This is a genomic window from Dietzia kunjamensis, assembly GCF_045689975.1.
Taxonomy (GTDB): domain Bacteria; phylum Actinomycetota; class Actinomycetes; order Mycobacteriales; family Mycobacteriaceae; genus Dietzia; species Dietzia kunjamensis.
The window spans coordinates 2,387,737-2,410,953 of the sequence record NZ_CP143297.1; the positions used below are offsets into that span (position 1 = coordinate 2,387,737).

The window sequence follows — 23,217 nt, forward strand, 5'->3', positions numbered from 1 at the left end:
ACGTGACCAGTGCCACATCACACGCTACTCGGTGGCGGTCGCCCAGGAGGGCTGTCTGCGTTCCAGGAACGCGGTCATCCCCTCGGCGACCTCGGGGGTGGTGAACAGGCGGGCGGTGACCCCCGCCAGCTCCTCTCCGCGCGCGTCGAGTTCGGCGAGCACAGGCGCTGCGAGCAGCGCCTTGTTCTCCCTGAGTCCCTGGGGTGAGCAGGGCCGGAACGCGGCCACGAGCTCGTCGACCGCGCCCCGGACGTCCTCGACCGCCTCGGAGAGCAGCCCGATCCGCAGCGCGTGCGCGGAGTCGAACTTCTCCCCCTTCAGCAGGGCTCGCGCGAGGTCCCTCGAACCCACGCGCGCGGCCAGCGGCACGGAGATCATCGCCGCCGCCAGCCCGAGGCGCACCTCGGTCAGCGCGAAGGACGAGGCCGGGCCGGCGATCGCGAAATCGCACGCCGACACCAGTCCCATTCCGCCCGCGCGCACATGGCCGTCGACCGCGGCGATCACCGGCTTCGGGTGGGAGAGGATCGCCCGGAGCAGGCCCAGGAAGATCCGGGTCCGCTCGGCGGCCTGCTCCTCGGGGCTCCCCTGGCTGGCGGAGGCCTCCGACAGATCCGCCCCGGCGCAGAACGTCCCTCCGGCGTGCCCGAGGACAACGACGCGGGCGGCGTCGTCCCCGGCGGCCCGGTCGAGCGCCGCATGGAGCTGCTCGACCAGGGCGGTCGAGATGGCGTTGCGGTTGTGCTGCGAGTCCAGGGTGAGGCGGGCTGCGCCTCCACGGACCTCGTAGTGCACCAGGGTCTGGTCGCCAGCCGTCTGATCACTCACCGCGGCCACCTCAGTAGCTCTTCGGCAGCCCGAGCGAGTGCTGGGCCACGTAGTTGAGGATCATCTCCCGGCTGACCGGCGCGATGCGGGGCAGACGCGACGCGGCGAGCATTCCGGCCAGTCCGTACTCGACCGACAGCCCGTTGCCGCCGAGGGTCTGGATGGCCTGGTCCACGGTGCGGGCCGAGACCTCACCGGAGGCGTACTTCGCCATGTTGGCGGCCTCGCCGGCGAGGTCGTCACGGCCGGCGTCCACCAGGGCCGCGGCCTTGCGCATCATCAGTCGCGCCAGCTCGAGCTCGATCTTGCACTGCGCCAGCGGGTGCGACACGCCCTGGTGCGCGCCGATGGGGGTCTTCCACACGGTGCGCTCGTTGGCGTACTTGGTGGCCCGGTCCATGGCGAAGCGGGCGGTGCCCACGGCCATGCCCGAGGCCATGATGCGCTCGGGGTTGAGGCCGGCGAACAGCATGAGCAGCGCCGTGTCGCCGTCGCCGATGAGCGCCTCGGCGGGCAGCCGGACGTCGTCGAAGTACAGCTGGAACTGCCGCTCGGGGGTCCGCACCTCGGTGGGGATGTGTGTCTTGGCGAGGCCCGGGGCGTCGGTGGGGACCATGAACAGGGCCGGCTGGAGCTTGCCGCTGGTGGCGCCCTCGAGGCGGGCGACGACGAGGATGGCGTCGGCCTGGTCGACACCGGAGATGTACGTCTTCTGCCCACTGAGCAGGAAGTCGGAGCCGTCGCGGCGGGCCGTGGTGGTGATGGCGTGCGAGTTGGACCCGGCGTCGGGCTCGGTGATCGCGAAGGAGGTGATGGTCTCACCGGAGGCGATGCCCGGCAGCCACCGCTTCTTCTGCTCCTCGGTGCCGAATCGCGAGATGATCGTGCCGTTGATGGCCGGCGAGACGACCATCATGAGCAGGCCGGCGCCCGCGGCGGAGAGCTCCTCCTCCACGATCGCGAGCTCGGTCATCCCGGCTCCACCGCCGCCGTACTCCTCGGGCAGGTTCACGCCGAGCAGGCCGAGCTTGCCGGCCTCGGTCCACAACTCGTCGGTGGTCTCCCCGGCGTCGGACTTGGACCGCATGTACTCGATGCCGTAGCGCGAGCCCAGGTCGAACGCGACCTTGCGCAGCGCCGTCTGCTCCTCCGTGTCGATGACGGGGTTGGGGATCTGTGAGATGTCGGTCATCGTGGTCACTCCTGGACGCTGGTGGTGTCGGTGCTGTCGGTGTCGGTGTCGGAATCGGAGACGACGGCGAGGATCGTCCCCGACTCGACCTGTGTGCCGACCTCCACGGGGAGCTCGGTGACGATGCCGTCGACGGCGGCCGAGATGGTGTGTTCCATCTTCATGGCCTCCATCCACAGCAGCGGCTGGCCGGCGGTGACGGTGTCACCGACGGAGACCGCGACGCGGATGACCGCACCGGGCATGGGCGCGAGCAGCGAGCCGGCGGCGACCTCTGCGGCGGGATCCGTGTAGCGGGGCGGCTCGATGAGCGAGACGGGGCCGAGCGGCGAGTCGACCTCGACCACGGTGTCCGCGCCCGGGGTCTCGTAGCGGGCCACGGTGAAGACGCGGCGCACTCCCCTGACCTCGAGCACGGCGGAGTCGGGGCCCACCTCCTCGACGGTGACGACATCGGCCAGGTCCCCTTCGGGGCGGGCGCCGGAGCGCTCGCGAATGTAGGCCACCTCGAGCTCGTCCTCGCCGTGACGGAACGTCCGCTTCTGCAGGGTGCGTCCGACGTTGCGGAACCCGGCCTGGGCCAGTGCCACCGGTCCGGCGAGGTGGTCGGCGGTGCCGGAGACCACTGCCGCGGCCAGCGCCGAGATGGCGACGGCCTCGTCGTCCGCGAGCGGCGCGGCGAGCGACTCGGCACCGTGGTCGTCGAGGAACGCCGTCGACAGGTTCCCGGCGATGAACTCCGGGTGCCGCAGCACGCGGACGAGCTGGGCCCGGTTGGTGGTCAGCCCGTGGACCTGTGCCCGGGCCAGGGCGCCGGCGAGGGAGGCGCAGGCCTCCGCGCGGGTGCGGCCGTAAGAGATGACCTTGGCGAGCATCGGGTCGTAGTGGACGCCGATGAGGGCGCCGTCGGGGCCCGGCTCGACACCGCTGTCCACCCGGATGCCCGGGCGGTGGGGCCCTTCGAAGCTCGAGGAGACCCCGGGGACGTCGAGCGCCCAGAGAGTTCCCGACCCCGGCGTGTAGTCGTTCGCCGGGTCCTCGGCGTACAGGCGGGCCTCCAGCGACCAACCGTGGGCGGCCGGCGGCTCGGCGGACGGCAGCGGCAGTCCGGCGGCCACGTCGAGTTGCAGGGCGACCAGGTCGAGACCGGTGGTGGCCTCGGTGACCGGGTGCTCCACCTGGAGGCGGGTGTTCATCTCGAGGAAGAAGAACTCGCCGTCGTCGGTGGCGAGGAACTCGACCGTTCCGGCGCCGGTGTACCCGATCGCGGAGGCGGCGTCGCGGGCCGCGGTGTAGAGCGCCTCCCGCATCCCCGGGGTCCGCTCGACGAGGGGACTGGGGGCCTCCTCGATGACCTTCTGGTGGCGGCGCTGGATGGAGCACTCGCGCTCCCCCACCGCCCAGACGGTGCCGTTCGAGTCGGCCACGATCTGGACCTCGATGTGGCGGCCACGCTCGAGGTAGCGCTCGCAGAACACGGCGTCGTCGCCGAACGCGGACTTGGCCTCGCGCTGCGCGCCTGCGATCTCATCGTGCAGGGAGTCGAGGGTGCGGACGATCCGCATGCCGCGACCGCCGCCACCGGCGGAGGCCTTGACCAGCACCGGGAGCATGTCCTCGGTGACGTCGGCGGGCTCGAGGTCGCTGAGCATCGGCACGCCGGCCTCGCCCATCATCTTCTTGGCCTCGATCTTGGAACCCATGGCCTCGATGGCGGCGACCGGCGGGCCGACCCAGATCAGGCCGGCGTCGATCACGTCGCGGGCGAACCCGGCGTTCTCGGACAGGAAGCCGTATCCCGGGTGGATCGCGTCGGCGCCGGCCGCCTTGGCGGCGGCGATGACGAGGTCACCGCGCAGGTAGGTCTCGGCCGGGGTGTTCCCGGGGAGGCGGACTGCGGCGTCGGCCTCACGGGTGTGGGGCGCCTCGGCATCGGCGTCGGAGAACACGGCGACCGTGGTCATGCCGAGTGCGCGGGCGGTGCGGTGGACGCGTCGGGCGATCTCGCCGCGGTTGGCCACCAGGACTGACGTGATTGGAGTCGGGGTCGGTGAATTCTGCATGGTTTCGTTCCTCACATCCGGAAGACGCCGAAGCGGTCGGTTCCGGCGACTTCTCCGGAGTGGATCGCGGACAGGCTGAGGCCCAGCACCGTCCGGGTGTCGCGGGGGTCGATGACGCCGTCGTCGTAGAGCATCCCGGACAGGAACGCCGGCAGAGACTCCTTCTCGATCTGGTCGGCGATCGCGGTCTTGAGACCGTCGATGGTCTCCTGGTCCATCTCCTGACCACGGGCGGCGGACGCGGCCGCGGCAACGGAGGTGACCACGTCGGCGAGCTGCTGCCCGCCCATGACCGCGGACTTGGCGCTGGGCCAGGTGTAGAGGAACCGCGGGTCGAACGCGCGGCCGCACATGCCGTAGTGGCCGGCGCCGTACGAGGCGGCCGTGATGAGTGACAGGTGCGGCACCTCGGAGTTGGAGACCGCGTTGATCATCATCGCGCCGTGCTTGATGATGCCGCCGCGCTCGTACTCGGAGCCGACCATGTACCCGGTGGTGTTGTGCATGAACAGCAGCGGGGTGTCGTAGCGGTTGGCCAGCTCGATGAACTGGGTGGCCTTCTGAGCCTCCTCGCTGAACAGGACGCCGCGGGCGTTGGCGATGATGCCCACCGGGTAGCCGTGGATCTCCGCCCAGCCGGTCACGAGACTCGCGCCGTACATCGGCTTGAACTCGTCGAAGTCACTGCCGTCCACGACCCGGGCGATGATCTCACGCGGGTCGAACGGGATCTTGAGGTCCTCGGGGACGATCCCGAGCAGGTCCTCGCCGCTGTAGAGCGGCTCGATGACCTCCGCGCGCGGGGTGCGTCCCTGCTTGGACCAGTTGAGCCGGCGCACGATGCCCCGCGTGATGCGGGCGGCGTCGGCCTCGTCGTGGGCGAAGTGGTCCGCGAGACCGGAGACGCGGGCGTGCATCTCGGCGCCACCGAGGGTCTCCTCGTCGGCGATCTCACCGGTCGCGGCTTTGACCAGCGGCGGGCCGGCGAGGAAGACCTTGGAGCGCTCCTCGATCATCACGACGTGGTCGCTCATGCCCGGCACGTACGCGCCGCCGGCGGTGGAGTTGCCGTAGACCACGGCGATGGTGGGGATGCCGGCCTTGGACAGTCGTGTGAGGTCGCGGAAGAGGGCGCCACCGGGGACGAACACCTCTTTCTGCGTGGGCAGGTCGGCGCCGCCGGACTCGACGAGGCTGATGACCGGGAGTCGGTTCTTCTGCGCGACGTCGTTGAGGCGGAGGATCTTGCGCAGCGTCCAGGGGTTGGACGTGCCGCCCTTGACCGTGGGGTCGTTGGCGATGAGGAGGCACTCGACGCCCTCGACCACGCCGATCCCGGCCACCACGGAGGCGCCGGTCTGGAAGTCGGACCCCCACGCGGCGAGTGCGCACAGTTCGAGGAACGGGGACTCCCGGTCGAGGATCATGTCGATCCGCTCGCGGGCGGTGAACTTGCCGCGCTCGCGGTGGCGGGCGACCTTGCGCTCGCCACCGCCGGCCAGCGCGGGTTCGAGGTCGGTGGCGAGCTGGTCGAGCTTGCCCTCCATGGCCTGCCTCGCGGCGCCGAACTCGGCGCTGGTGGTGTCCAGTGTGGAACGGAGGATTGTCATGCCGTGTACCCCAAACGTCGTCCGGCGAGGGTGGTCAGGATTTCGGTCGTGCCGCCACCGATGCCCAGGAGTCGGACATCGCGGTATTGGCGGCTGACCTCGGACTCGGACATGAAGCCGAGCCCTCCGAAGAGCTGCACCGCCTGGCCCGCGACCCATTCGGCGCACTCGACGGCGGTGTTCTTGGCGAAGCAGACCTCGGCGATGGCGTCGTGTCCCGACACCGCCAGGTTCACGCAGTGGTGCGTGTAGGTGCGGGCGAGGTCGATGCGACGGGCCATCTCGGTGACCGTGTTCTGCACGGCCTGCCGGGACAGCAGCGGGCGCCCGAAGGTCTCCCGCTCGCGGACCCAGTCCAGCGTGAGGTCGAGGCAGCGCTGTGCCTGGGAGTACCCCTGGGCGGCCAGCGCGGCGCGCTCGCCGACGAAGCCGATCGCGATCTGCGCGAAGCCGTCGTTCTCCGCGCCGACGAGGTTCTCCACCGGCACCCGACAGTCGATGAACGTCAGTTCGGCGGTGTCGGAGGCGCGCCAGCCGAGCTTGTCGAGCGGCGCCGAGATATGGAATCCCGGGGTGTCGGTGGGGATGACCAGCAGGCTCACACCCGCGGCGCCCTTGAGCTCGTCGCCCCCGGTGCGGACCGCGGTGACGACGAAGTCGGCGCGCGTCGCGGACGTGATGTAGGTCTTGGCACCGTTGACGACGTAGTGGTCACCGTCCCGCCGGGCCGTGGTGGTGAGGTGACCGACGTCCGATCCGCCACCGGGCTCGGTAATGGCCAGGGAGCCGATCATCTCGCCGGCGAGGGTCGGCTTGACCCAGCGCTCGACCTGCTCCGGGGTACCGGACTGGGCCAGGTGCGGGGTCGCGATGCCACAGGTGAACAGTGACGCGAACACGCCGCCGGACACACCGGCCTCGTGCAGCGCCTCGCACACGATCATCGAATCGATCGCGTCGCCGCCACCGCCGCCGACCCCCTCGGGGAACGGGACCCCGAGCAGGCCCAGCTCGCCGGCCTTGCGGTGCAACTCCCGCGGGATCGAGCCCGCGGCCTCCCACTCGTCGAGGTGGGGCAGGATCTCCCGCTCGGCGAAGCGGGTCGTGGTCTCGCGCAGCGCGAGGCGCTCGTCGGAGTACCAGGGGTCACCGGGTACGTGCGGTGGGATGTTCACTCGTTCTCCTTCGCGTGGGCCGAGGCGGCGGTCACGGGGGCGTTGATGTGGTCGGGGATGTCGACGACACGGGAGCGGAGCCACTCGGCCAGGCCCTTGGCCTGCGGGTCCCAGCGGTAGCCGTGGGCCACGCCCTTGCCGAGCAGTCCGTCGATGACGAAGTTGACCGCGCCCAGCTTGGGCAGCTCGTAGCGCTCGATCGGCAGGTCGGCGGCCTCGGGCAGGAGGCGGCGCACCTCGTCGACGGTGAGGGTGTCGCGCATCCAGGCGTAGGCCTCGGCGTCGCCGGCCCACAGCCCGATGTTGGCCGTGCCGCCCTTGTCGCCGGAGCGGGCCCCGAGGACGTCGCCCAGCGGGCGCCGGGTGGTCGGACCCGTCACCGGGTCGGACGGACCGAGCGGGTTGCCTTCGGCATCCAGGCCGTCGGAGGCGTGGCCGTCGCCCATCTCCTCCATCACGGCGGGCGGGTCGATGTCGACCCGGGTCCCGTCGGGCAGGACCGCGATGTGCGGCACCTCGTTCTGGTCGAGGTAGGCGGGGATGTACACGCCGTACGGTCCCCCGCGTCCGGGAGGGGCGCTCGGGGTGGCGCCCGGGTAGCTGGACAGGGTCATGGCTACCGCGGCGTCGGAGAACGCACGCCCGACGACGTCCTTGTCCGGGTCCCAGGCGACGATGGTCATCATCGCGGTCGCGGCGGCCTGGGTGTCGGCGTCGGGGTGGTCGGTGCGCTGGAGACGGAAGTCCATCTGCGCCGGCTCGCGCTCGAGCCCGGCCCGGAACTGACGCTCGACCAGAGCGGCCTTGTCCTCGATGTCCAGTCCCGTGAGCAGGAACGTGATCTCGTTGCGGAAACCACCGAGGCAGGTGACAGACACCTTTGTGGTGAGCGGGGCCGGCTCGCCCACGACGCCGGAGATCCGGACGCGGTCGGGCCCCTCCTGCTCCACGACGGCGGTGTCGAGGCGGGTGACGACGTCGGGGCCGCCGTAGCGCGCACCGGTCACCTCGTACAGCAGCTGCGAGGTCACGGTGCCGACGGTGACGGCTCCCCCGGTCCCCGCGTGCTTGGTGATGACGGAGGTGCCGTCGGCCGCGATCTCGGCGATCGGGAAACCGGGCTTCACCGGATCGACGATCTCGCCTCGGTTGAAGAAGGAGTAGTTTCCGCCGGTGGCCTGCGTGCCGCACTCGATGACGTGCCCCGCCGCGGTGGCGCCGGCCAGCGCGTCGAGATCGTCGCGGCCCCAGCCGAAGTGGCTGATGGCCGGCCCGACGATCACCGAGGCGTCGGTGACCCGGCCGGTGACCACGACGTCGGCCCCCGCGTCGAGGCAGCGTGCGATGCCGAAGGCACCCAGGTAGGCGTTGGCCGTGACCGGGAACCCGGCGTCGGCGGGGACGTCGAGCTCGCCGATCCGGCCGATGAGGTCGTCGCCCTCGACGTGGGCGACCTTCGCAGGCAGCCCCTGCCGGTCCGCGATCTCGCGGATGGCGTCCGCCAGCGCGGCCGGGTTGAGGCCGCCGGCGTTGGCGACGATCTTGACCTTCTTCTCCAGGGCCAGCGCGAGGCAGTCCTCGAGCTGGCGGAGGAAGGTCTTGGCGTAACCGAGCTCGGCGCTCTTCATCCGGTCGCGGCCGAGGATGAGCATGGTGAGCTCGGCGAGGTAGTCGCCGGTGAGGACGTCGAGTTCGCCGCCCTCGAGCATCTCGCGCATCGCGGAGATGCGGTCGCCGTAGAACCCGGACATGTTTCCGACCCGCAGTGGGGTGCTGTACACGGTCATGCTCGTGCTCCCTTCTCACGGCCGCCGCCGGGGAGTCCGGCGAACGCCTGGGCGATACGCATCCAGCCCAGCGCGTCCTCGCCGACCGCCTCGAGAGCGGTGTCGTCGAGGTGCACACGCTGGGTGACCAGCAGACAGAAGTCGAGGATCGGGCCCGTGACGCGCTGCTCGGCGTCGGCGGGCCCGAACTCCAGGACGGTGCCATCGGCCTGCGTGAGGGCGACGTGGACCTCGGAGGTGGGGGCCTCGAGCCCGTTCATCATGTAGGCGAAGTCGCGGGTCTTCCAGCCCAGGCGGGCGACGTGCGGGAGGGCGCCGAGGAAGGCCGGGTCGGTGTCGACGGCCACTCCGAGCGCGTCCGCGACGTCCACGCCGTGTGCCCAGGTCTCCATGATGCGGGCGGTGGTCATGGACTTGGACCGCATGGGCGGGCCGAACCACGGGATCTTCTCCCCCGGGTCCGCGGCCTTGAGGGCGTCGGCGAGCTCCCCCCGGGCGAGGCGCCAGCGCGCGAGGACCTCGTCGCGGCCGGTGGCGGCGATCTCGGCCGCGCCGGCGTCGACGAAGCCGGTGGGGTCGGTCATGGCCTTGTCCACCACGGCCTGGAAGGCCTCCGCGTCGCGGATGGCGGTGACGGAGACCTCGTCGGTCCAGGCCAGGTGGGCGATCTGCATGGCGACGTCCCAGCACTCGGCCGGGGACTCGGTGTTCCAGCGATCGGCCCCGGCGGTCTCGACGAGCTCGTCCACCCGGGCGCTGAGTGCGGCGAGGGCCGCGTGCGGATCCTCCGTCTCGGAGGGCTGGGGGTTGGTCATGGCGAGAACGATCCCACCTCCCCCGGAATAAAGCAAGCGCGCTTGCTTGCTTTTGGGCACACGCTTTGGGAGTCTGGGAATCGTGATCCCCGTCACTACCGACGCGGGACGCCCCTCGACCCCCTTTTACGCCCCCCCGACCCCCTTACGGAGACACCGTGCGCCCAGATCTCACCGGAATCGATCCTGTCGACCACGCCCTGGCCCGCCGCTGCTCGGTGGGTGACCTCCCCACCCGCGCGGCGGCCACGTTCGCGGACCGGACCGCGCTCACGGACGATGCCGGGTCGTGGACGTATCTCGAACTCGAGGCGATCTCCAACCGGTTCGCCCACGGGGTGACCGCGCACGGGATCGAGGCGGAGGAGCCGGTCGCGATCCTGTCGACGAACTGCCGCGAGTTCGTCGCCACCTACTTCGGGACGGCCAAGGCGGGGATGGTCTCGCTGCCCATCAACCTCCTGTCCGGGCTCGAGAACATCGCGCACGCCCTGACCGACTCGGGCACCCGCATCCTCGTCGTCCACGGCTCACTCGCAGAATTGGTGATGGGAGCGGTCGCCGCCATTCCCGCGATCCGCACGGTCGTCGTCGTCGGAGGCGTCCCCGACGGCCTGGAGGCCACCGCCGACGGTCCCGAGCTGATCGGGTGGGACGACCTCCTGGCCGACGACGACACCAATCCCGACACGGTGATCGGCGACCGTCAGGTCGTGCAGTGCCTCTACTCCTCCGGTACGACCTCACGCCCCAAGGGCGTCCTCACCTCGCACCTCGCGGTGACCATGGCCGCGCTCGGCAACGGGGCCATCTTCGGCCTCAACTGGGGAGCCGAGGCCTCGGTGACCGTCTGCCCGCTCCCCCTCTTCCACACCGCCGGCCTCAACGGGGTCCTGCTGTCCGCCGTCACCATGGGCGCAACCGTCCACCTCCTGCCGGGCTTCGACCCGGTCCAGTACGCCGACACCGTCGCCCGGGTCCGCGCCACCCACCTGGTGGGCCTGCCCCTCATGCTCGAGGCCCTCGCCGACGGCACCGACCGCGGCCTCGACCTCTCCTCGATCCGGTTCCTGCTCTACGCCATGGCCCCGATGTCGGAGGAGATGCGCCGACGCCTGGAGTCCGCGCTCCCGGACGCAAGGATGGTGCTGGCCTCGGGGATGAGCGAGTGCACCCCGGCCACCGTCATGCAGTGGCCCGAGCTCAACCCGGACAAGTCCGACTCCTGGGGCTACCCCACCCCGGTCGCGGAGAACCGGATCAGCGAACCGGGCGGTGCCGAGCTCATGCCCGTGGGCGAGGACGGCGAGATCGTCTACCGCGGACCGACGGTGATGGAGGGCTACTGGAACAACCCCGAGGCCAACGCCGCGGCGTTCGTGGGCGGCCGCCTGCACTCCGGTGACCTGGGACGCATCGACTCCGAGGGGGTCGTGTGGTTCGCCGACCGCGTCAAGGACATCGTCAAGTCCGGCGGCGAGAACGTCTCCTCGCTGCACGTGGAGCGGGTCCTCATGGACCACCCGCACGTCGCGGAGGTCGCCTGCGTCGGTCGCCCGGACCCCAAGTGGGGCGAGCTCGTGATCGCGGTCGTGGTGCCCGCCGAGGGCGCGCCGGCCGAGGCCGATCTCAAGGACTCGGTCATGGAGTTCGGCGCGGAGCGGCTCTCCCCCTCGCACCGGCCGCGCGACGTCGTGGTGGTCGACGCCATCCCCCGCACGGCGACCGGGAAGATCCGGAAGGTCGAGCTGCGCGCGGCGCGCTGACAGGTCCGGGTCAGGGGCCTACCTCGAGGAGCTCGCCGGGTATCTCCAGGCGAACGGTCGCGAGGTCGGCTCCGAGCCCCGGCCGCAGCACCTCGCCCCGAGGCGGGCGGGCGACGAGATTGACCGCCCGGAGATTCGGCAGCAGGTAGCGCCGGATGTCCATACCGTCGAGACCCGGGATGAGCTCACGGACCCGCTCGACGGTGAGCTCCCCGGCGAGCCAGGCGAACGCCGAGTCGTCCCAGGTCCACACCGCGATGTTGACCCCGCGGCCGACCACGCCACGGCGCACGCTCGCGACCGAGCCCAGGACGGCGGAGACGGGTTCCCCGCCCGGGACGGCGCCCGGGGACCACTGGGTCGGCAACTCCCCGGGCCCGATGGGCGCGGTCTCGGCCGGCACCGGGACCGCGACGCGGGCGCCGTCGGGCAGGACGACCGAGTGCCCCGACTCCCCCTGCGCCAGTGGGCGGGCGATCCGCACGGGCCGCCGGTCCTCCCGGGCCCCGCGGGTCATGGCGACCACCGCCACGACCTCCGGGGCCGGCTCCCCGCGCGCCCCGCTGATACGGACCCGGTCCGTGCCCTCCTGCGCCAGGCGGAGCGAATCGAGCCGCAACACCACGTCGGGAGCCGCGTAGCGGGCCCCGGCCACGCCGTCGAGGAGTTGGTCGGTGACGGTCCCGACGGTGACCGACCCGAAGGCGGACGGATGGCGCGTGACGACCGCGCACCCGTCGTCGGCGATCTCGGCGATGGGGTACCCGCCGGTGACCGGATCGGTGGTGCGGGTGACGTCGGTGGTGGAGTCGACGACCCCGGTCGCGCCGGGGCCACCGGAGAGCACGTGCCCGACCGCGACCGATCCGGCCAGGGCGTCCAGGGCGGACGGGGTCCAGCCGTGGTGGGCCGCCGCGGCGCCGACGACGAGCGCCTCGCGACTGACGCGCCCGGTGACGACGACGACGGCACCGGCGGCGAGCGCCCTCGAGATGCCGAACGCCCCATGGCGCACCGTCGCGACGTCGACCTGACCGAGACCCAGATCGACCGCCCGGTCCGTCACGTCCCCGGAGTCGACGCTGGCCACAGCGAGCTCGACCCCCGACTCGCGGGCCAGGTCACGCAGCGCGGATGCGAGCCCCTCCGGGTCCAGAGCGCCGGCGTTGGTGACGATCCGCACTCCCCCGGCTCCGAGCCGCTCGAGACACTCGCCGATCTGGACCAGCGCCGCGGCCTCGTAACCCGGGCCGCCCGTCGCGCGCTGCCCGGCGAGTTCGAGCATCGCCTCGTCCGAGAGCATGTCGAGCGCGAGGACGTCCAGGGTCGCGGCCGTGAGGAACTCGGCCGTCGCCGTGGCGCGATCGGCCCGCGACGCCGAGACGTTGCCGATGCGCAGGGGACTTCGGGTACTCGTCATCGATCCTCGGACTCCTTGTCGATCAGCGGTGGGCGCCTACCCCAGCATGCTCCCCGTGGCGGCGAGGCGGGCGTGGAACGAGAAGGCGTCCTCGAGGATATGCGGCGTGTTGCCCGCGTCGGGACGGGCCTCGGCCCGATCGAGGTACTCGTGCAGGAGGGGCCGGAAGGCCGGGTCGGCGCACCGGTCCACGATGAGTCGCGACCGCTTGCGTGGGCTCAGCGCCCGCAGGTCGGCGAGACCGTGCTCGGTGACGATCACCTGGACGTCATGCTCCGTGTGGTCGACGTGCGGGACCATCGGGACGATCGCCGACACGGCCCCGTTCTTGGCCGTGGACGGGCTCAGGAACATCGACACGTACCCGTTGCGGGTGAAGTCGCCGGACCCGCCGATGCCGTTCATGATGCGGGTCCCGCCCACATGGGTGGAGTTGACGTTGCCGTAGACGTCGGCCTCGAGCATGCCGTTCATTCCGACTATCCCCAGTCGCCGGACGATCTCCGGGTGGTTGCTGATCTCCTGCGGCCGCAGCGTGATGTGGTCGCGGTACAGCTCGAAGTTGTCCACCAACTCGGTCAGCCCGTCCTCGGACAGGGCCAACGCGGTCGCCGAGGCGTGGGCGACCGTGCCCTGCCGGATGAGCTGGAGCATCGAGTCCTGGATGACCTCCGAGTAGCAGGTCAGATCGGAGAACGACCCCGCCGCCAGCCCGGCGAGGACTGCGTTGGCCACGTTGCCGATCCCCGCCTGCAGCGGGAGGAGACTGCCCGCCGGCATCCGGCCGCCGGCGACCTCGTGGTGGAAGAACTCCAGGACGTGGCCCGCGATGGCCTCGCTCACCGCGTCCGGCTTGGTCAGGGCGCTCGCGGAGTCCCGCTGGTCGGTGGGCACCACGGCGACGACCTTGGCCGGGTCCACCTCGAGCAGCGGCTGGCCGATCCGGTCGTCGGCCCGCGACAGCATGATCGGCCTGCGCTGCGGCGGGAGCGCCGTGCCGTAGTAGATGTCGTGCATGCCCTCGACGCCGTCCGGGATCCACGAGTTCACCTCGAGGATCACCTTGTCCGCCACGTCGAGCCAGGTCTTGTTGTTGCCCACCGACATCGCGGGGACGAGCTTGCCGTCCTCGGTGATCGCGGCGACCTCCACCACCGCGACGTCCACGTCACCGTAGTGGCCCTGCCACACCTGCTGTGCCACGTGCGACAGATGGACGTCCACGTAGTCCATCTCGCCCGAGTTGATCTTGCCGCGGGCCGTGGGCTCGCTCTGATACGGCATCCGCAGCGCGATCCCGTCGACCTCGGCGAGCATCGCCTCGGCCTCGCTGGCCACCGATGCACCGGTGAGCAGGTTGACGGAGAGCCTGCCACCTGCCGCCCGTACCGAACGGATGCGCTCGGCCAGGGCCGGCGCGAAGGCCTTGGGCGTGCCCGCGCTAGCGAACCCGCTGATCGCCACCGTGTCACCATCGGCGATCTGATCCACAGCGGAGGCCGCGTCGGTGACCAGTCCCCGGAAGTGGGGGTGGCGGATGCGTGAGGGGTCGTACGCGGTGCCCCGCTGCTGGACGGAGGTGCTCATACGCGGAGCCTATCGCCGGGTCGTCCGGGACCCCGACTCGCGATCCGGGCCCCACCCCCGGCCGGAGTGGGCGCCCTCAGGCCAGGGTGCCGGACACGACCCGATCGGCGTCCAGCCGGACCGCCTCGAACCCGATCTCCCCTGCCGTGGTGCCCTCCGCGGGCCAGGGCGAGACGCCCCGGTCCCCCCGCTCCACCAGGACCAGCACCTCCCCGCCGTCGGGGCCGGATGCCCACACGAGGAGATGCGTGGGGCGAACGCCGTCGGAGCGGACCACGGCCCTGCCCTCGAGCAGCACCCGGCGCCCGCCCCCGCACCCTCCGGCGACCCGCTCCACAGTGGGCGGGCCGCCCTGGTCGTCGCCCCCGGCCACCGCCAACACCGCTCCCCCACGGGCGTCCGGCACCCGGCCGCCGGCGGCCGCGATCACCTGCGCCGCGCGGTCGTGGACCCGGGGCGCCCCGGCCGTCGTCGCCACCGGCGGGGATTGCGCATCGGAATCGGCCACGGCGCCTGAACCTCCTGGTTGGTGTGGATAGACTGCCCATCATCCCACCGCCGCGTCCGACAGGAGTGAGCCTTGCCCCCCAGGACCGCCCCGATCCCCGATCGCATCGACCAGGCCCGTGCCAACTGGGAGCGAGAGGGCTGGACGGACGCCGCGCAGGGGATGACGGTGGTGACCTCCGTGATGCGGGCTCACCAGATCCTCCTGGCCCGGGTCGAGGACACCCTGCGGCCGTGGAACCTGTCGTTCCCCCGCTACGAACTCCTCCGGCTGCTGGCCTTCTCCCGCTCCGGAGCGCTGCCCATCACCAAGGCCTCGGAGCGCCTCCAGGTACACGTCACCAGCGTCACCAGCGCCATGAAGCGCCTCCTCGACGCGGGACTCGTGGAGCGACGGCCGCATCCGACGGACGGGCGGACGACCCTCGTGGAGATCACGGCCGAGGGCAGGCAGGTGGTGGCCGAGGCGACCGCGGCACTGAACTCCGGCGTGTTCGCCGACCCGGGGATGGACGAGGACGATCAGGTGGCGCTCATCGAGGCCATCGCCGCGCTGCGCCGGTCCGCCGGCGACTTCTGACCGACCCGGCCCGGCCGGGAGGGCCGCTCCCCGCCACCGCCGGTCGGTGTGCCCGTGGCGATCGCCGGACCCCGGACACGACACCGCGCCCGGCCCCCTCTCGGGTGGGGCCGGGCGCGGCTGTTCGTGGGACGGATCCGCTCGGGGCTGTGAGCCCCCGGTCCCGTCAGGTGCGGGTCAGGGCACCTCGGTGGCGAGGACGCGGTCCTCGGTGATCTCGGAATCCGCGTGCATCTCATTCTTGCTTGACTCGGTCATGGCCACCACGCAGAGCATGGACATGGCGGACAGCAGCGAGAGCATGATTCCGACACCGAGCGTGTTGCCCGCGGCGACCATGGCGGCGGCAGCCAGCGGGGGCAGTGCGCCACCGAGGATGCCGGCGAGGTTGTACCCGAGGCCGGCACCGGTGTAGCGGTAGCGGGCCTGGAACAACTCGGGCAGGAGCGCGCCGGCCGGACCGTAGGCGATACCGAAGATGATCAGCGTGACGAAGAGGACCACTGCGAACGCGATCGGCGACCCGGTGTCGAGGATGGGGAAGACGAACAGCGTCCAGACCACGGCCAGCGCCACCGAGGTGCCGATGACCTTCTTGCGGCCGATCCGGTCCGAGTACATGGCGGACAGTGCGATGGCGGCACCGAAGATCAGGGCGGCGAGCATGCCCATGCCGAGGACGAAGGGCCGCGTGTGCTCGAGGTTCTTGGTGGCGTAGTTCGTGAGGAACGAGGTGCCCATGTAGAAGAGGGAGAACAGCGAGGTGAGCGCGCCACCGGCGATGAGGATCTCCTTCCACTGGTGGCGGATCGCGTCGGCGAACGGCAGCGTCTTGGGGGCCGGGGCCCGGTTCGCGGCCTTGTCGGCGGCCTCGGTCGCGGCGGCCTCCCTGGCCTGACGCTCCTGCGTCTGACGGAAGACCGGGGTCTCCTCGATCGAGATGCGGATCCACAGCCCGATCAGGACGAGGACGGCGGAGAGCAGGAACGGGATGCGCCAGCCGTACTGCATGAACGGGCTGTCGACGTCGGCGCCGTCGCCGGCGATCAGGGAGAAGAGGAGGAACGTCCCCGAAGAGAGGAAGAACGCGAAGGCCACACCGAGCTGGGGCCACATGCCCATCATCCCGCGCTTGCCCTGGGGTGCGTACTCCGCGGTGAGCAACGTCGCGCCCGCCCACTCGCCGCCGACCGCGAAGCCCTGGAAGAACCGGCAGACCACGAGGAGGGTCGGGGCCCAGATGCCGATACCGCCCTCGAACATTCCGAACGCGCCGGTGCCGTACCCGGGCAGCAGCCCGATGAACACGGTGGCGACGCCCATGATCATCAGCGTCCACACCAGCGTGCGCTTACGACCGATGCGGTCGCCGAAGTGGCCGAAGAGCGCGGCGCCGACCGGGCGCGCGAAGAAGGCGACCGCGAAGGTCGCGAACGACGAGAGCGTCGCCGCCGCCGCATCCTGGCCTGGGAAGAACAGAGTGGGGAAGACCAGCGCCGCGGCGGTGCCGTAGATGAAGAAGTCGTACCACTCGATCGTCGTTCCGATCGAGGAGGCCGCCGCCACCTTCGTGAGTGAGGTCTTCTTGGGCTCCGCTGACGGGTGCGGCGACTGTGGCGCCGTACCCCCAGCGGGGAGGTTCGTGGCTGTCAAGACAACTCCAAGTCTCGTGGGGCGCCGGGTGGGGGCCCTGGCGCGGGACGTGTTCCCCGACGAGTGAACGTCGATTGAGGGAAAGGTATGTGACTGGGACCACACCCGATACACCCGAAAGTGGATGGTCGGTGATCCGGATCACGTAGTGGCCGGGCGACCCAGGCACCGCGGGACCGGAAGCGCACCGCCGCGAATGACCCTCGGAAGACGAGCGAGACGCCGACAACCAGCCCGAAGAAGCGCGCCCGATGCCTCGGCCCCCCTCCCCCCACGAGTGCTCATCGACCAGCCCTCGACTTCCCACCAGCCCGTATAGCTCTCCGCCTCGCGGGTACGACAGCGAGCGGGGTCTCCCCCGGTTCGTAGGCCCCGGTCCGACTGCGGCTCGTGGGACGCCGCGGACCTGCTGCGGGGTGTGGAGGGCTCTCGAGCTTCTACAACGGCTACAAGGTCGAGCGCGACGGCGCCATGCCCGGGTTCATCCGGTTTCCCCTCTTCGGCCCGGGCGCCGTCCACGGACTCGACGGCCGCGCGCACGAGGTACGCGAGAACGCACTCGCCGACATGGCCTATGACGACGAGCGCGCCGCACGGTTCTCCGAGCTGGTCGCCGGTGAACTCGAGGGGATGCTCGGCGACTGGGCGCGCAGCGGTACCGGCACGGTCTACGACGACACCACCACGGCGTTCGGTCGGGCGGCGTTCCGCTGGGCGGGCCTCCTGCTCGCCCCGGCGGAGGCCGATCGCCGGGCCCGGCAGATGAGCAGGCTCCTCGACTCGTTCGGAAAGGTCGCGACCAACCCGGTCGCCGAGGTCGAGCGCGTCCGGCTGGACCGCTGGGCCACCGGCCTGATCCGCGCGGTGCGGACCGGCGGACTGCGCGCGGAGCCCGACTCGGTCCTGGCGGCCATGGCCGACCTGCGGGACTCCGACGGCGCTGCAGTCGACGACCGGACCGCCGCCGCGGAGCTGCAGAACCTCACCCGCCCGACGGTGGCGGTGGCCCGGTTCGCCGCGTTCGCGGCAGTCGCGCTCACGGGAAATCCCGGGTGGGCCGCACGGATCCGGGAGGCCTCGTCGGCCGCGGGCCGACTCTCCGACATCCCGGAAGCCGTCGCGTTCGCCCAGGAGGTCCGGCGGGTCTACCCGTTCGTGCCGATGCTGCCGGCGATGGCCACCTCGGATTTCGAGGTGCACGGATGCCCGGTGCACAGGGGCGAACGGGTGCTGTTGGATCTCCTCGGCACCGACACCGATCCCAACCACTGGGACGACGGCTCGACGTTCGACCCCGAGAGGTTCATGGGGGTCGCAGACGCCGAGAAGCTCGAGGCGTTCGTCCCGCAGGGCGGGGCGGGTGTCCGCACCGGACACCGTTGCCCCGGCGAGAAGCTCGCGGTGGCCGCCCTGTCCGCCGCGGTGGCCGCGCTGTGCCGTCCGGAGGTGCGCATCAGTCGGGATCCCGACGATCTCACCTTCCCGTGGACGCGGATGCTCACCCGTCCCGCGACAGGGGTCCGGGTGTCGTGGCAGGACCAGGGGTCCCCGACGGGGTGACCTGCCGGCACGCGCCGCCGTTCCGGGCCGCCGGCCGGTCGGGTCGACTCAGGGCAGGACGCCGAGGAGCCGGGCGCGCGCCACGGACTCCATCCGCGACCGCGTGCCGAGCTTGGTGCCGATGTTGCGAAGATACGCCTTGATGGTCTCCGGTGACAGCGACAGCCGCGCCCCCACCTCGGCATTCGAGCAGCCGAGGGCAACCTGGGCCAGCACGTCGATCTCGCGCGGCGAGAGCACCGACTTGGCGGGGACCGGGATGTCCCCGGCGTCGGGCGCCCGTCCCACGCCGGCGAGCGCGGACCCGGCGGCCAGGAGACGGTCGCGCAGTGCCGGGTCGCCCAGCTCAGCGGCGATCGCCCGTAGCTCTCCGTGGAGGACCCGCAGCTGCTCGCGGTCCGCGGCCTCGAAGCCGACGGAGTGCTCCGCGGCGGCGAGGTCCGCCATCCGCAGCCGTCGGTCGACCTCGTCCCTGACCTGGAACTCCGCGGCGAGGTCCGAGGCGACCGAGTTGAACGTCCTGGCGACGTGGTCGCCGAGCTGGGTGGCCACGCGCGCCGACCCGTAGAGGATCGTCCGCGCGACGCCGGAGACCATCACCGGCACCGAGATGATGGCCCTCAGGCCCTCCTGCTCCACCGCATCGGCGTAGTCGCGGGTGATGGCCGAGCACTCCTCGTAGTCGCGGACCGTGGCGGGACGCCCCGACGCCATGACGTGCCCCCCGAGCCCCCGGCCCTTGGCCACGGCCAGACCCTGCATCGAGTTCGTGCGCACGCCGATGAAGCGGGTGAGCTTCGCCGTCTCGCCGTCGGCCTGCCCCGCGAACACGATCGGCAGCGCGGACTCCTGCCGCGCGCGTCGCAGGGCTCCGAGGACGGCGTCCGAATCACTGGGTCGAAGGGTGGTCATGGTCAGCTCCCGAGAGTGGAGGCGGTCAGCTCCGCGCGGAATCGCGGATGCTGGTGATGATGGCGCTGAAGTCCTTGCCACCGTTGTCCTGCGCGAACTCGTCGTACAGGGCCGCGGCCGCCGCACCGAGCGGCGCGACCGTACCGGTGCTCTCCAGCGCGGCCAGGGCCAGTCCCAGATCCTTGTTCATCAGGGCCGTGGCGAAGCCGGGCGTGAAGTCGTTGTTCGCCGGGGAGGTGGGCACCGGGCCGGGCACGGGGCAGTTGGTGTGCAGCGCCCAGCTGTTGCCGGTGGCCCCCGTGACGACGTCGTACAGGGCCTGGTGCTCGAGCCCCAGCCGCTCCGCGAGCACGAACGCCTCGCCGATCGCGATCTGGTGGACGGCCAGGACCATGTTGTTGCAGACCTTGGCGGCCTGGCCGGCCCCCGCGGCGCCGCAGTGGATGACCTTGCCCGCCATGGGCTCGAGGACCGGCTGCGCCGCGGCGAAGGCCTCGTCCTCCCCGCCCACCATGAACGCCAGCGTCCCCGCGGTCGCGCCCTTGACACCGCCGGAGACGGGGGCGTCCACCTGGAGCATCCCCGCCTCGACGGCCTTGGCGTGCACCGCCCGGGCGTCGTCGACCGAGATGGTGGACGAATCGATGAACAGCGTGCCGGCCTCCGCCTCCCCCAGGACGTCGTCGTAGGTGGAGGTGACCAGCGCGCCGTTGGGGAGCATCGTGATGACGACGCCGGCCCCGCGGACCGCCTCGGCCGGCGTCTCGCACACGGTGACGCCGGCCGAACGCGCGGCCTCCTGCGCGGCGGGAACCGGGTCGAAACCGCGGACCTCGTGGCCGGCACCGACGAGGTTGGCCGCCATGGGACCGCCCATGTTGCCCAGGCCGAGGAAAGCGACGGTCGGCAGTTCGTTGGTCATTCCTACGCTCCCAGTCCGCGCGCGGCGACGGCCCTGCCGACGACGACGCGCATGATCTCGTTCGTGCCCTCAAGGATGCGGTGCACCCGCAGATCCCGCACGATCTTCTCGATTCCGTATTCGGATAGATACCCGTAGCCGCCGAACAGCTGCAGCGACCGGTCGGCGATGTCGAAGCACCGGTCGGTGACGAACAGCTTCGCCATGGCGCACAGCTCGACGTGGTCCGGCTCCTTGGCGTCCAGCGCCGCGGCAGCGCGCCACAGCAGGAGCCGACTGGCCTCCAGCTCGGTGGCCATCTCGGCCAGGGTGAACCGGATGGTCGGCTCGTCGATGAGCGCACCGCCGAACGCCTCGCGGTCCCGCAAATGTGCCACGGCCCGCGAGTACGCCTCCTGGGCCCCGCCCAGCGAGCAGGCGGCGATGTTGATGCGCCCGCCGTTGAGTCCACGCATCGCGATGGTGAAGCCGAGCCCCTCCCCGCCGGTGTCCGCGCCGCCGATGAGGTTGGCGGCCGGAACCCGGACGCTTTCCATGATCACCTGCGCCGTCGGCTGGGCGTTCCAGCCCATCTTCCGCTCGTCGGGGCCGAAGCTCAGCCCGTCCGAGTCGGCCGGGACCAGGAACGCCGAGATGCCCTTGGGGCCGGCCTCCCCGGTCCGGGCCATCACCAGGTAGACGTCCGACTGGCCGCCCCCGGAGATGAACTGCTTGGTGCCGCTGAGCACGTAGTGGTCACCGTCGCGGACCGCCTTGGTGCGCAGCGCCGCCGCGTCCGACCCGGCGCCCGGCTCGGTGAGGCAGTAGCTGGCGAACTTCTCGAGCGAGGCCAGCTCGGGGATCCACTGCCGGCGCTGTTCGTCGGTGCCGAACTCGTCGACCATCCACACGCACATGTTGTGGATGGACAGGTACGCCGCCACCGACGGGCACCCGCGCGCGAGCTGCTCGAAGATCCGCACGCCGTCCAGTCGACGCATCCCGCTGCCCCCGACCTCCTCGGAGACATAGATCGCGCCCATGCCCATCCCGGCGGCCTCGCGGAGGACGTCCTTGGGGAAGTGGTGGGTCTCGTCCCACTCCTGCGCCTTGGGACCGATCCGCTTGTCCGAGAAGTCGCGTGCGGCGTCGACGATGACCTTGTCGTCGTCATCAAGGGTGAACATGGGTGTTCCTCTCCTGGGGCGAGCCGGTCAGTCCATCGTGGGGATGTTGAAGTCGGCCCCGTCCTTGATGCCCGACGGCCAGCGCTGCGTGACGGTCTTGACCTTGGAGTAGAACTTGATCGACTCCGGGCCGTGCTGGTTGAGGTCGCCGAATCCGGACTTCTTCCAGCCACCGAAGGTGTGGTACGCGATCGGGACCGGGATCGGCACGTTGACGCCGACCATGCCGACCTCGACGCGGGAGACGAACTCGCGGGCGGCGTCGCCGTCGCGGGTGAAGATCGCCACGCCGTTGCCGTACTCGTGGTCGTTGGGCAGGCTCAGGGCCTCCTCGAAGTCCTTGGCGTGGACCACCACGAGGACGGGGCCGAAGATCTCGTCGGTGTAGACGCTCATGTCCGGGGTCACCTTGTCCATGAGCGTCGGGCCCACGTAGTAGCCCTCGGAGATGTCCTCACCGTTGAACTCGCCGGTGTAGGCACCCACACCGCGACCGTCGACGAGGAGCTCGGCGCCGGCCTTCTCGCCCTGATCGATGTAGTCGAGGACCCGGGCCTTGGACTCGGGGGTCACCAGCGGGCCGTAGTCGGACTGCGGATCGTGGCTGTGGCCGACCTTGAGGTCCTTGACCTTGGGCAGCAGCTTCTCGAGGAGCGCCTCGGCGGTGCCCTCGCCGACGGGGACGGCCACGGAGATGGCCATGCAGCGCTCGCCGGCCGAACCGAATCCGGCTCCGACCAGGGCGTCCGCGACCTGGTCCATGTCGGCGTCCGGCATGATGATGGCGTGGTTCTTGGCGCCGCCGAAGCACTGGGCGCGCTTGCCGGTGCGGGCGGCGCTGGAGTAGATGTACTGGGCGATCGGGGTGGACCCGACGAACCCGACGGCCTGGATCGTGTCGTTATTGAGGATCGCGTCCACGGCCTCCTTGTCGCCGTGGACGACCTGGAAGATGCCGTCCGGCAGGCCCGCCTCGGTGAACAGTTCGGCCAGGCGCACCGGCACGGAGGGATCCCGCTCGGAGGGCTTGAGGACGAACGCGTTGCCACAGGCGATGGCCGGGCCGGCCTTCCACAGCGGGATCATGGCCGGGAAGTTGAACGGGGTGATGCCGGCGACGACGCCGAGGGGCTGGCGCATGGAGTAGACGTCGACGCCGGTGCCGGCGTTCTCCGTGTACTCGCCCTTGAGCAGGTGCGGGATGCCGATCGCGAACTCGATCACCTCGAGGCCGCGCTGGATGTCGCCCTTCGCGTCCGGGGTGGTCTTGCCGTGCTCGATGGCGAGCAGCTCGGCGAGCTCCTGCATGTTCTGGTTGACCAGATCGACGAACCGCATGAGCACGCGGGCGCGCTTCTGCGGGTTCTGGGCGGCCCACGCCTTCTGCGCGGCGGCGGCCTTGGCGATGACGTCGTCGACCTCGGCCGTGGTGGCCAGCGGCACGATCGCCTGCGCCTTGCCCGTGCTGGGGTTGAGCACTTCCTGGCTCCGCCCCCCGGTGGCCGCGACCCGCGCGCCGTTGATGTAGTGCTCGACCTGCCTGAGATCCGACATGGACGTCCCTTCCTTGAGTGGGGCGGCGCGCTGTTCTCGCCCGCTCACCCCTGTCCCGTGATGCCCATCACCATATACTTGCAACTCCTAGTAATCCAGGGGCGGGGCCCGATCGATCCG

The 23,217-nt window shown here is 71.1% G+C and carries 18 protein-coding genes; 3 read left to right on the forward strand and 15 right to left on the reverse strand.

Translation table 11 applies throughout. From position 1 onward, the window contains the following. Positions 1–24: 24 nt before the first annotated feature. From VZF99_RS11180 to VZF99_RS11210, 7 genes are read right to left on the reverse strand one after another with little or no spacing between them, the layout of a single operon-like run. On the reverse strand, positions 25–828 hold the full coding sequence (locus VZF99_RS11180; protein WP_407334781.1) for an enoyl-CoA hydratase family protein: 804 nt from the start codon (positions 826–828) through the stop codon (positions 25–27). 10 nt (positions 829–838) lie between these two features. Next, a complete protein-coding gene (locus VZF99_RS11185) occupies positions 839–2,020 on the reverse strand; it encodes an acyl-CoA dehydrogenase family protein (protein WP_120284061.1) in 1,182 nt (393 codons plus the stop codon). A gap of 5 nt (positions 2,021–2,025) precedes the next feature. After that, positions 2,026–4,083, reverse strand: coding sequence for a biotin carboxylase N-terminal domain-containing protein (locus tag VZF99_RS11190; RefSeq protein ID WP_120284063.1), 2,058 nt, complete (start codon positions 4,081–4,083; stop codon positions 2,026–2,028). A gap of 11 nt (positions 4,084–4,094) precedes the next feature. After that, the gene (locus VZF99_RS11195) at positions 4,095–5,693 is read right to left on the reverse strand and encodes an acyl-CoA carboxylase subunit beta (protein ID WP_120284065.1); all 1,599 of its coding nucleotides are present in this window, start codon (positions 5,691–5,693) and stop codon (positions 4,095–4,097) included. After that, positions 5,690–6,868 (reverse strand): acyl-CoA dehydrogenase family protein, encoded by a 1,179-nt coding sequence (locus tag VZF99_RS11200; RefSeq protein ID WP_407334782.1) that lies wholly within the window; start codon positions 6,866–6,868, stop codon positions 5,690–5,692. Before VZF99_RS11200 ends, VZF99_RS11195 begins: the two co-directional genes overlap by 4 nt. Then, positions 6,865–8,655, reverse strand: a complete 1,791-nt coding sequence (locus VZF99_RS11205) for an acyclic terpene utilization AtuA family protein (RefSeq protein WP_253002179.1) — start codon at positions 8,653–8,655, stop codon at positions 6,865–6,867. The genes VZF99_RS11200 and VZF99_RS11205 overlap by 4 nt, the downstream gene beginning before the upstream one ends. Continuing rightward, complete coding sequence (locus VZF99_RS11210; protein ID WP_407334783.1) at positions 8,652–9,470, reverse strand: TIGR03084 family metal-binding protein; 819 nt, start codon at positions 9,468–9,470, stop codon at positions 8,652–8,654. The genes VZF99_RS11205 and VZF99_RS11210 overlap by 4 nt, the downstream gene beginning before the upstream one ends. 158 nt (positions 9,471–9,628) lie before the next feature. Between VZF99_RS11210 and VZF99_RS11215 the strand changes: the two genes are divergently transcribed. Further along, positions 9,629–11,236, forward strand: coding sequence for a class I adenylate-forming enzyme family protein (locus tag VZF99_RS11215; protein ID WP_407334784.1), 1,608 nt, complete (start codon positions 9,629–9,631; stop codon positions 11,234–11,236). A gap of 10 nt (positions 11,237–11,246) precedes the next feature. Here VZF99_RS11215 and VZF99_RS11220 read toward each other — a convergent pair whose 3' ends face one another. The 3 genes from VZF99_RS11220 to VZF99_RS11230 form a co-directional block, all read right to left on the reverse strand. Beyond that, positions 11,247–12,656 (reverse strand): acyclic terpene utilization AtuA family protein, encoded by a 1,410-nt coding sequence (locus VZF99_RS11220; protein WP_253002181.1) that lies wholly within the window; start codon positions 12,654–12,656, stop codon positions 11,247–11,249. Between the two features lie 36 nt (positions 12,657–12,692). Then, positions 12,693–14,243 carry a succinate CoA transferase gene (locus tag VZF99_RS11225; RefSeq protein ID WP_317468672.1) on the reverse strand — a complete coding sequence of 517 codons (1,551 nt, stop codon included), beginning with the start codon at positions 14,241–14,243 and terminating at the stop codon, positions 12,693–12,695. A gap of 76 nt (positions 14,244–14,319) precedes the next feature. Beyond that, the gene (locus VZF99_RS11230) at positions 14,320–14,751 is read right to left on the reverse strand and encodes a hypothetical protein (protein WP_407334785.1); all 432 of its coding nucleotides are present in this window, start codon (positions 14,749–14,751) and stop codon (positions 14,320–14,322) included. A 72-nt stretch (positions 14,752–14,823) separates the two neighbouring features. Between VZF99_RS11230 and VZF99_RS11235 the strand changes: the two genes are divergently transcribed. After that, positions 14,824–15,330, forward strand: coding sequence for a MarR family winged helix-turn-helix transcriptional regulator (locus tag VZF99_RS11235; RefSeq protein ID WP_067716728.1), 507 nt, complete (start codon positions 14,824–14,826; stop codon positions 15,328–15,330). 177 nt (positions 15,331–15,507) lie between these two features. On the opposite strand, the gene VZF99_RS11240 is transcribed toward VZF99_RS11235, so the two are convergent. After that, complete coding sequence (locus VZF99_RS11240) at positions 15,508–16,983, reverse strand: MFS transporter (protein ID WP_407334786.1); 1,476 nt, start codon at positions 16,981–16,983, stop codon at positions 15,508–15,510. A gap of 390 nt (positions 16,984–17,373) precedes the next feature. Here VZF99_RS11240 and VZF99_RS11245 point away from each other — a divergent pair, with 390 nt between their 5' ends. Further along, a complete protein-coding gene (locus tag VZF99_RS11245) occupies positions 17,374–18,543 on the forward strand; it encodes a cytochrome P450 (protein ID WP_407334787.1) in 1,170 nt (389 codons plus the stop codon). A gap of 48 nt (positions 18,544–18,591) precedes the next feature. Here VZF99_RS11245 and VZF99_RS11250 read toward each other — a convergent pair whose 3' ends face one another. Genes VZF99_RS11250 through VZF99_RS11265 form a run of 4 tightly spaced genes read right to left on the reverse strand, consistent with a single transcriptional unit; the run spans position 18,592 to position 23,097 of the window. After that, on the reverse strand, positions 18,592–19,455 hold the full coding sequence (locus VZF99_RS11250; protein ID WP_407334788.1) for a LuxR C-terminal-related transcriptional regulator: 864 nt from the start codon (positions 19,453–19,455) through the stop codon (positions 18,592–18,594). Between the two features lie 25 nt (positions 19,456–19,480). Next, positions 19,481–20,365 carry a 3-hydroxyisobutyrate dehydrogenase gene (gene mmsB, locus VZF99_RS11255; RefSeq protein WP_182635041.1) on the reverse strand — a complete coding sequence of 295 codons (885 nt, stop codon included), beginning with the start codon at positions 20,363–20,365 and terminating at the stop codon, positions 19,481–19,483. A gap of 14 nt (positions 20,366–20,379) precedes the next feature. After that, entirely contained in the window at positions 20,380–21,543 is a 1,164-nt protein-coding gene (locus tag VZF99_RS11260) for an acyl-CoA dehydrogenase family protein (RefSeq protein ID WP_407334789.1), read from the reverse strand. Between the two features lie 27 nt (positions 21,544–21,570). Further along, positions 21,571–23,097: a CoA-acylating methylmalonate-semialdehyde dehydrogenase gene (locus VZF99_RS11265; RefSeq protein ID WP_407334790.1), complete on the reverse strand. Its 1,527-nt coding sequence runs from the start codon at positions 23,095–23,097 to the stop codon at positions 21,571–21,573. Positions 23,098–23,217 lie beyond the last annotated feature (120 nt).

What these genes read in the sequence shown, in the direction of transcription:
- VZF99_RS11185 (WP_120284061.1), bottom strand. Translation starts at nt 2,020, where the DNA reads ATGACCGACATCTCACAGATCCCCAACCCCGTCATCGACACGGAGGAG.
- VZF99_RS11190 (WP_120284063.1), bottom strand. Translation starts at nt 4,083, where the DNA reads ATGCAGAATTCACCGACCCCGACTCCAATCACGTCAGTCCTGGTGGCC.
- VZF99_RS11195 (WP_120284065.1), bottom strand. Translation starts at nt 5,693, where the DNA reads ATGACAATCCTCCGTTCCACACTGGACACCACCAGCGCCGAGTTCGGC.
- VZF99_RS11205 (WP_253002179.1), bottom strand. Translation starts at nt 8,655, where the DNA reads ATGACCGTGTACAGCACCCCACTGCGGGTCGGAAACATGTCCGGGTTC.
- VZF99_RS11210 (WP_407334783.1), bottom strand. Translation starts at nt 9,470, where the DNA reads ATGACCAACCCCCAGCCCTCCGAGACGGAGGATCCGCACGCGGCCCTC.
- VZF99_RS11220 (WP_253002181.1), bottom strand. Translation starts at nt 12,656, where the DNA reads ATGACGAGTACCCGAAGTCCCCTGCGCATCGGCAACGTCTCGGCGTCG.
- VZF99_RS11225 (WP_317468672.1), bottom strand. Translation starts at nt 14,243, where the DNA reads ATGAGCACCTCCGTCCAGCAGCGGGGCACCGCGTACGACCCCTCACGC.
- VZF99_RS11250 (WP_407334788.1), bottom strand. Translation starts at nt 19,455, where the DNA reads ATGACCACCCTTCGACCCAGTGATTCGGACGCCGTCCTCGGAGCCCTG.
- VZF99_RS11260 (WP_407334789.1), bottom strand. Translation starts at nt 21,543, where the DNA reads ATGTTCACCCTTGATGACGACGACAAGGTCATCGTCGACGCCGCACGC.
- VZF99_RS11265 (WP_407334790.1), bottom strand. Translation starts at nt 23,097, where the DNA reads ATGTCGGATCTCAGGCAGGTCGAGCACTACATCAACGGCGCGCGGGTC.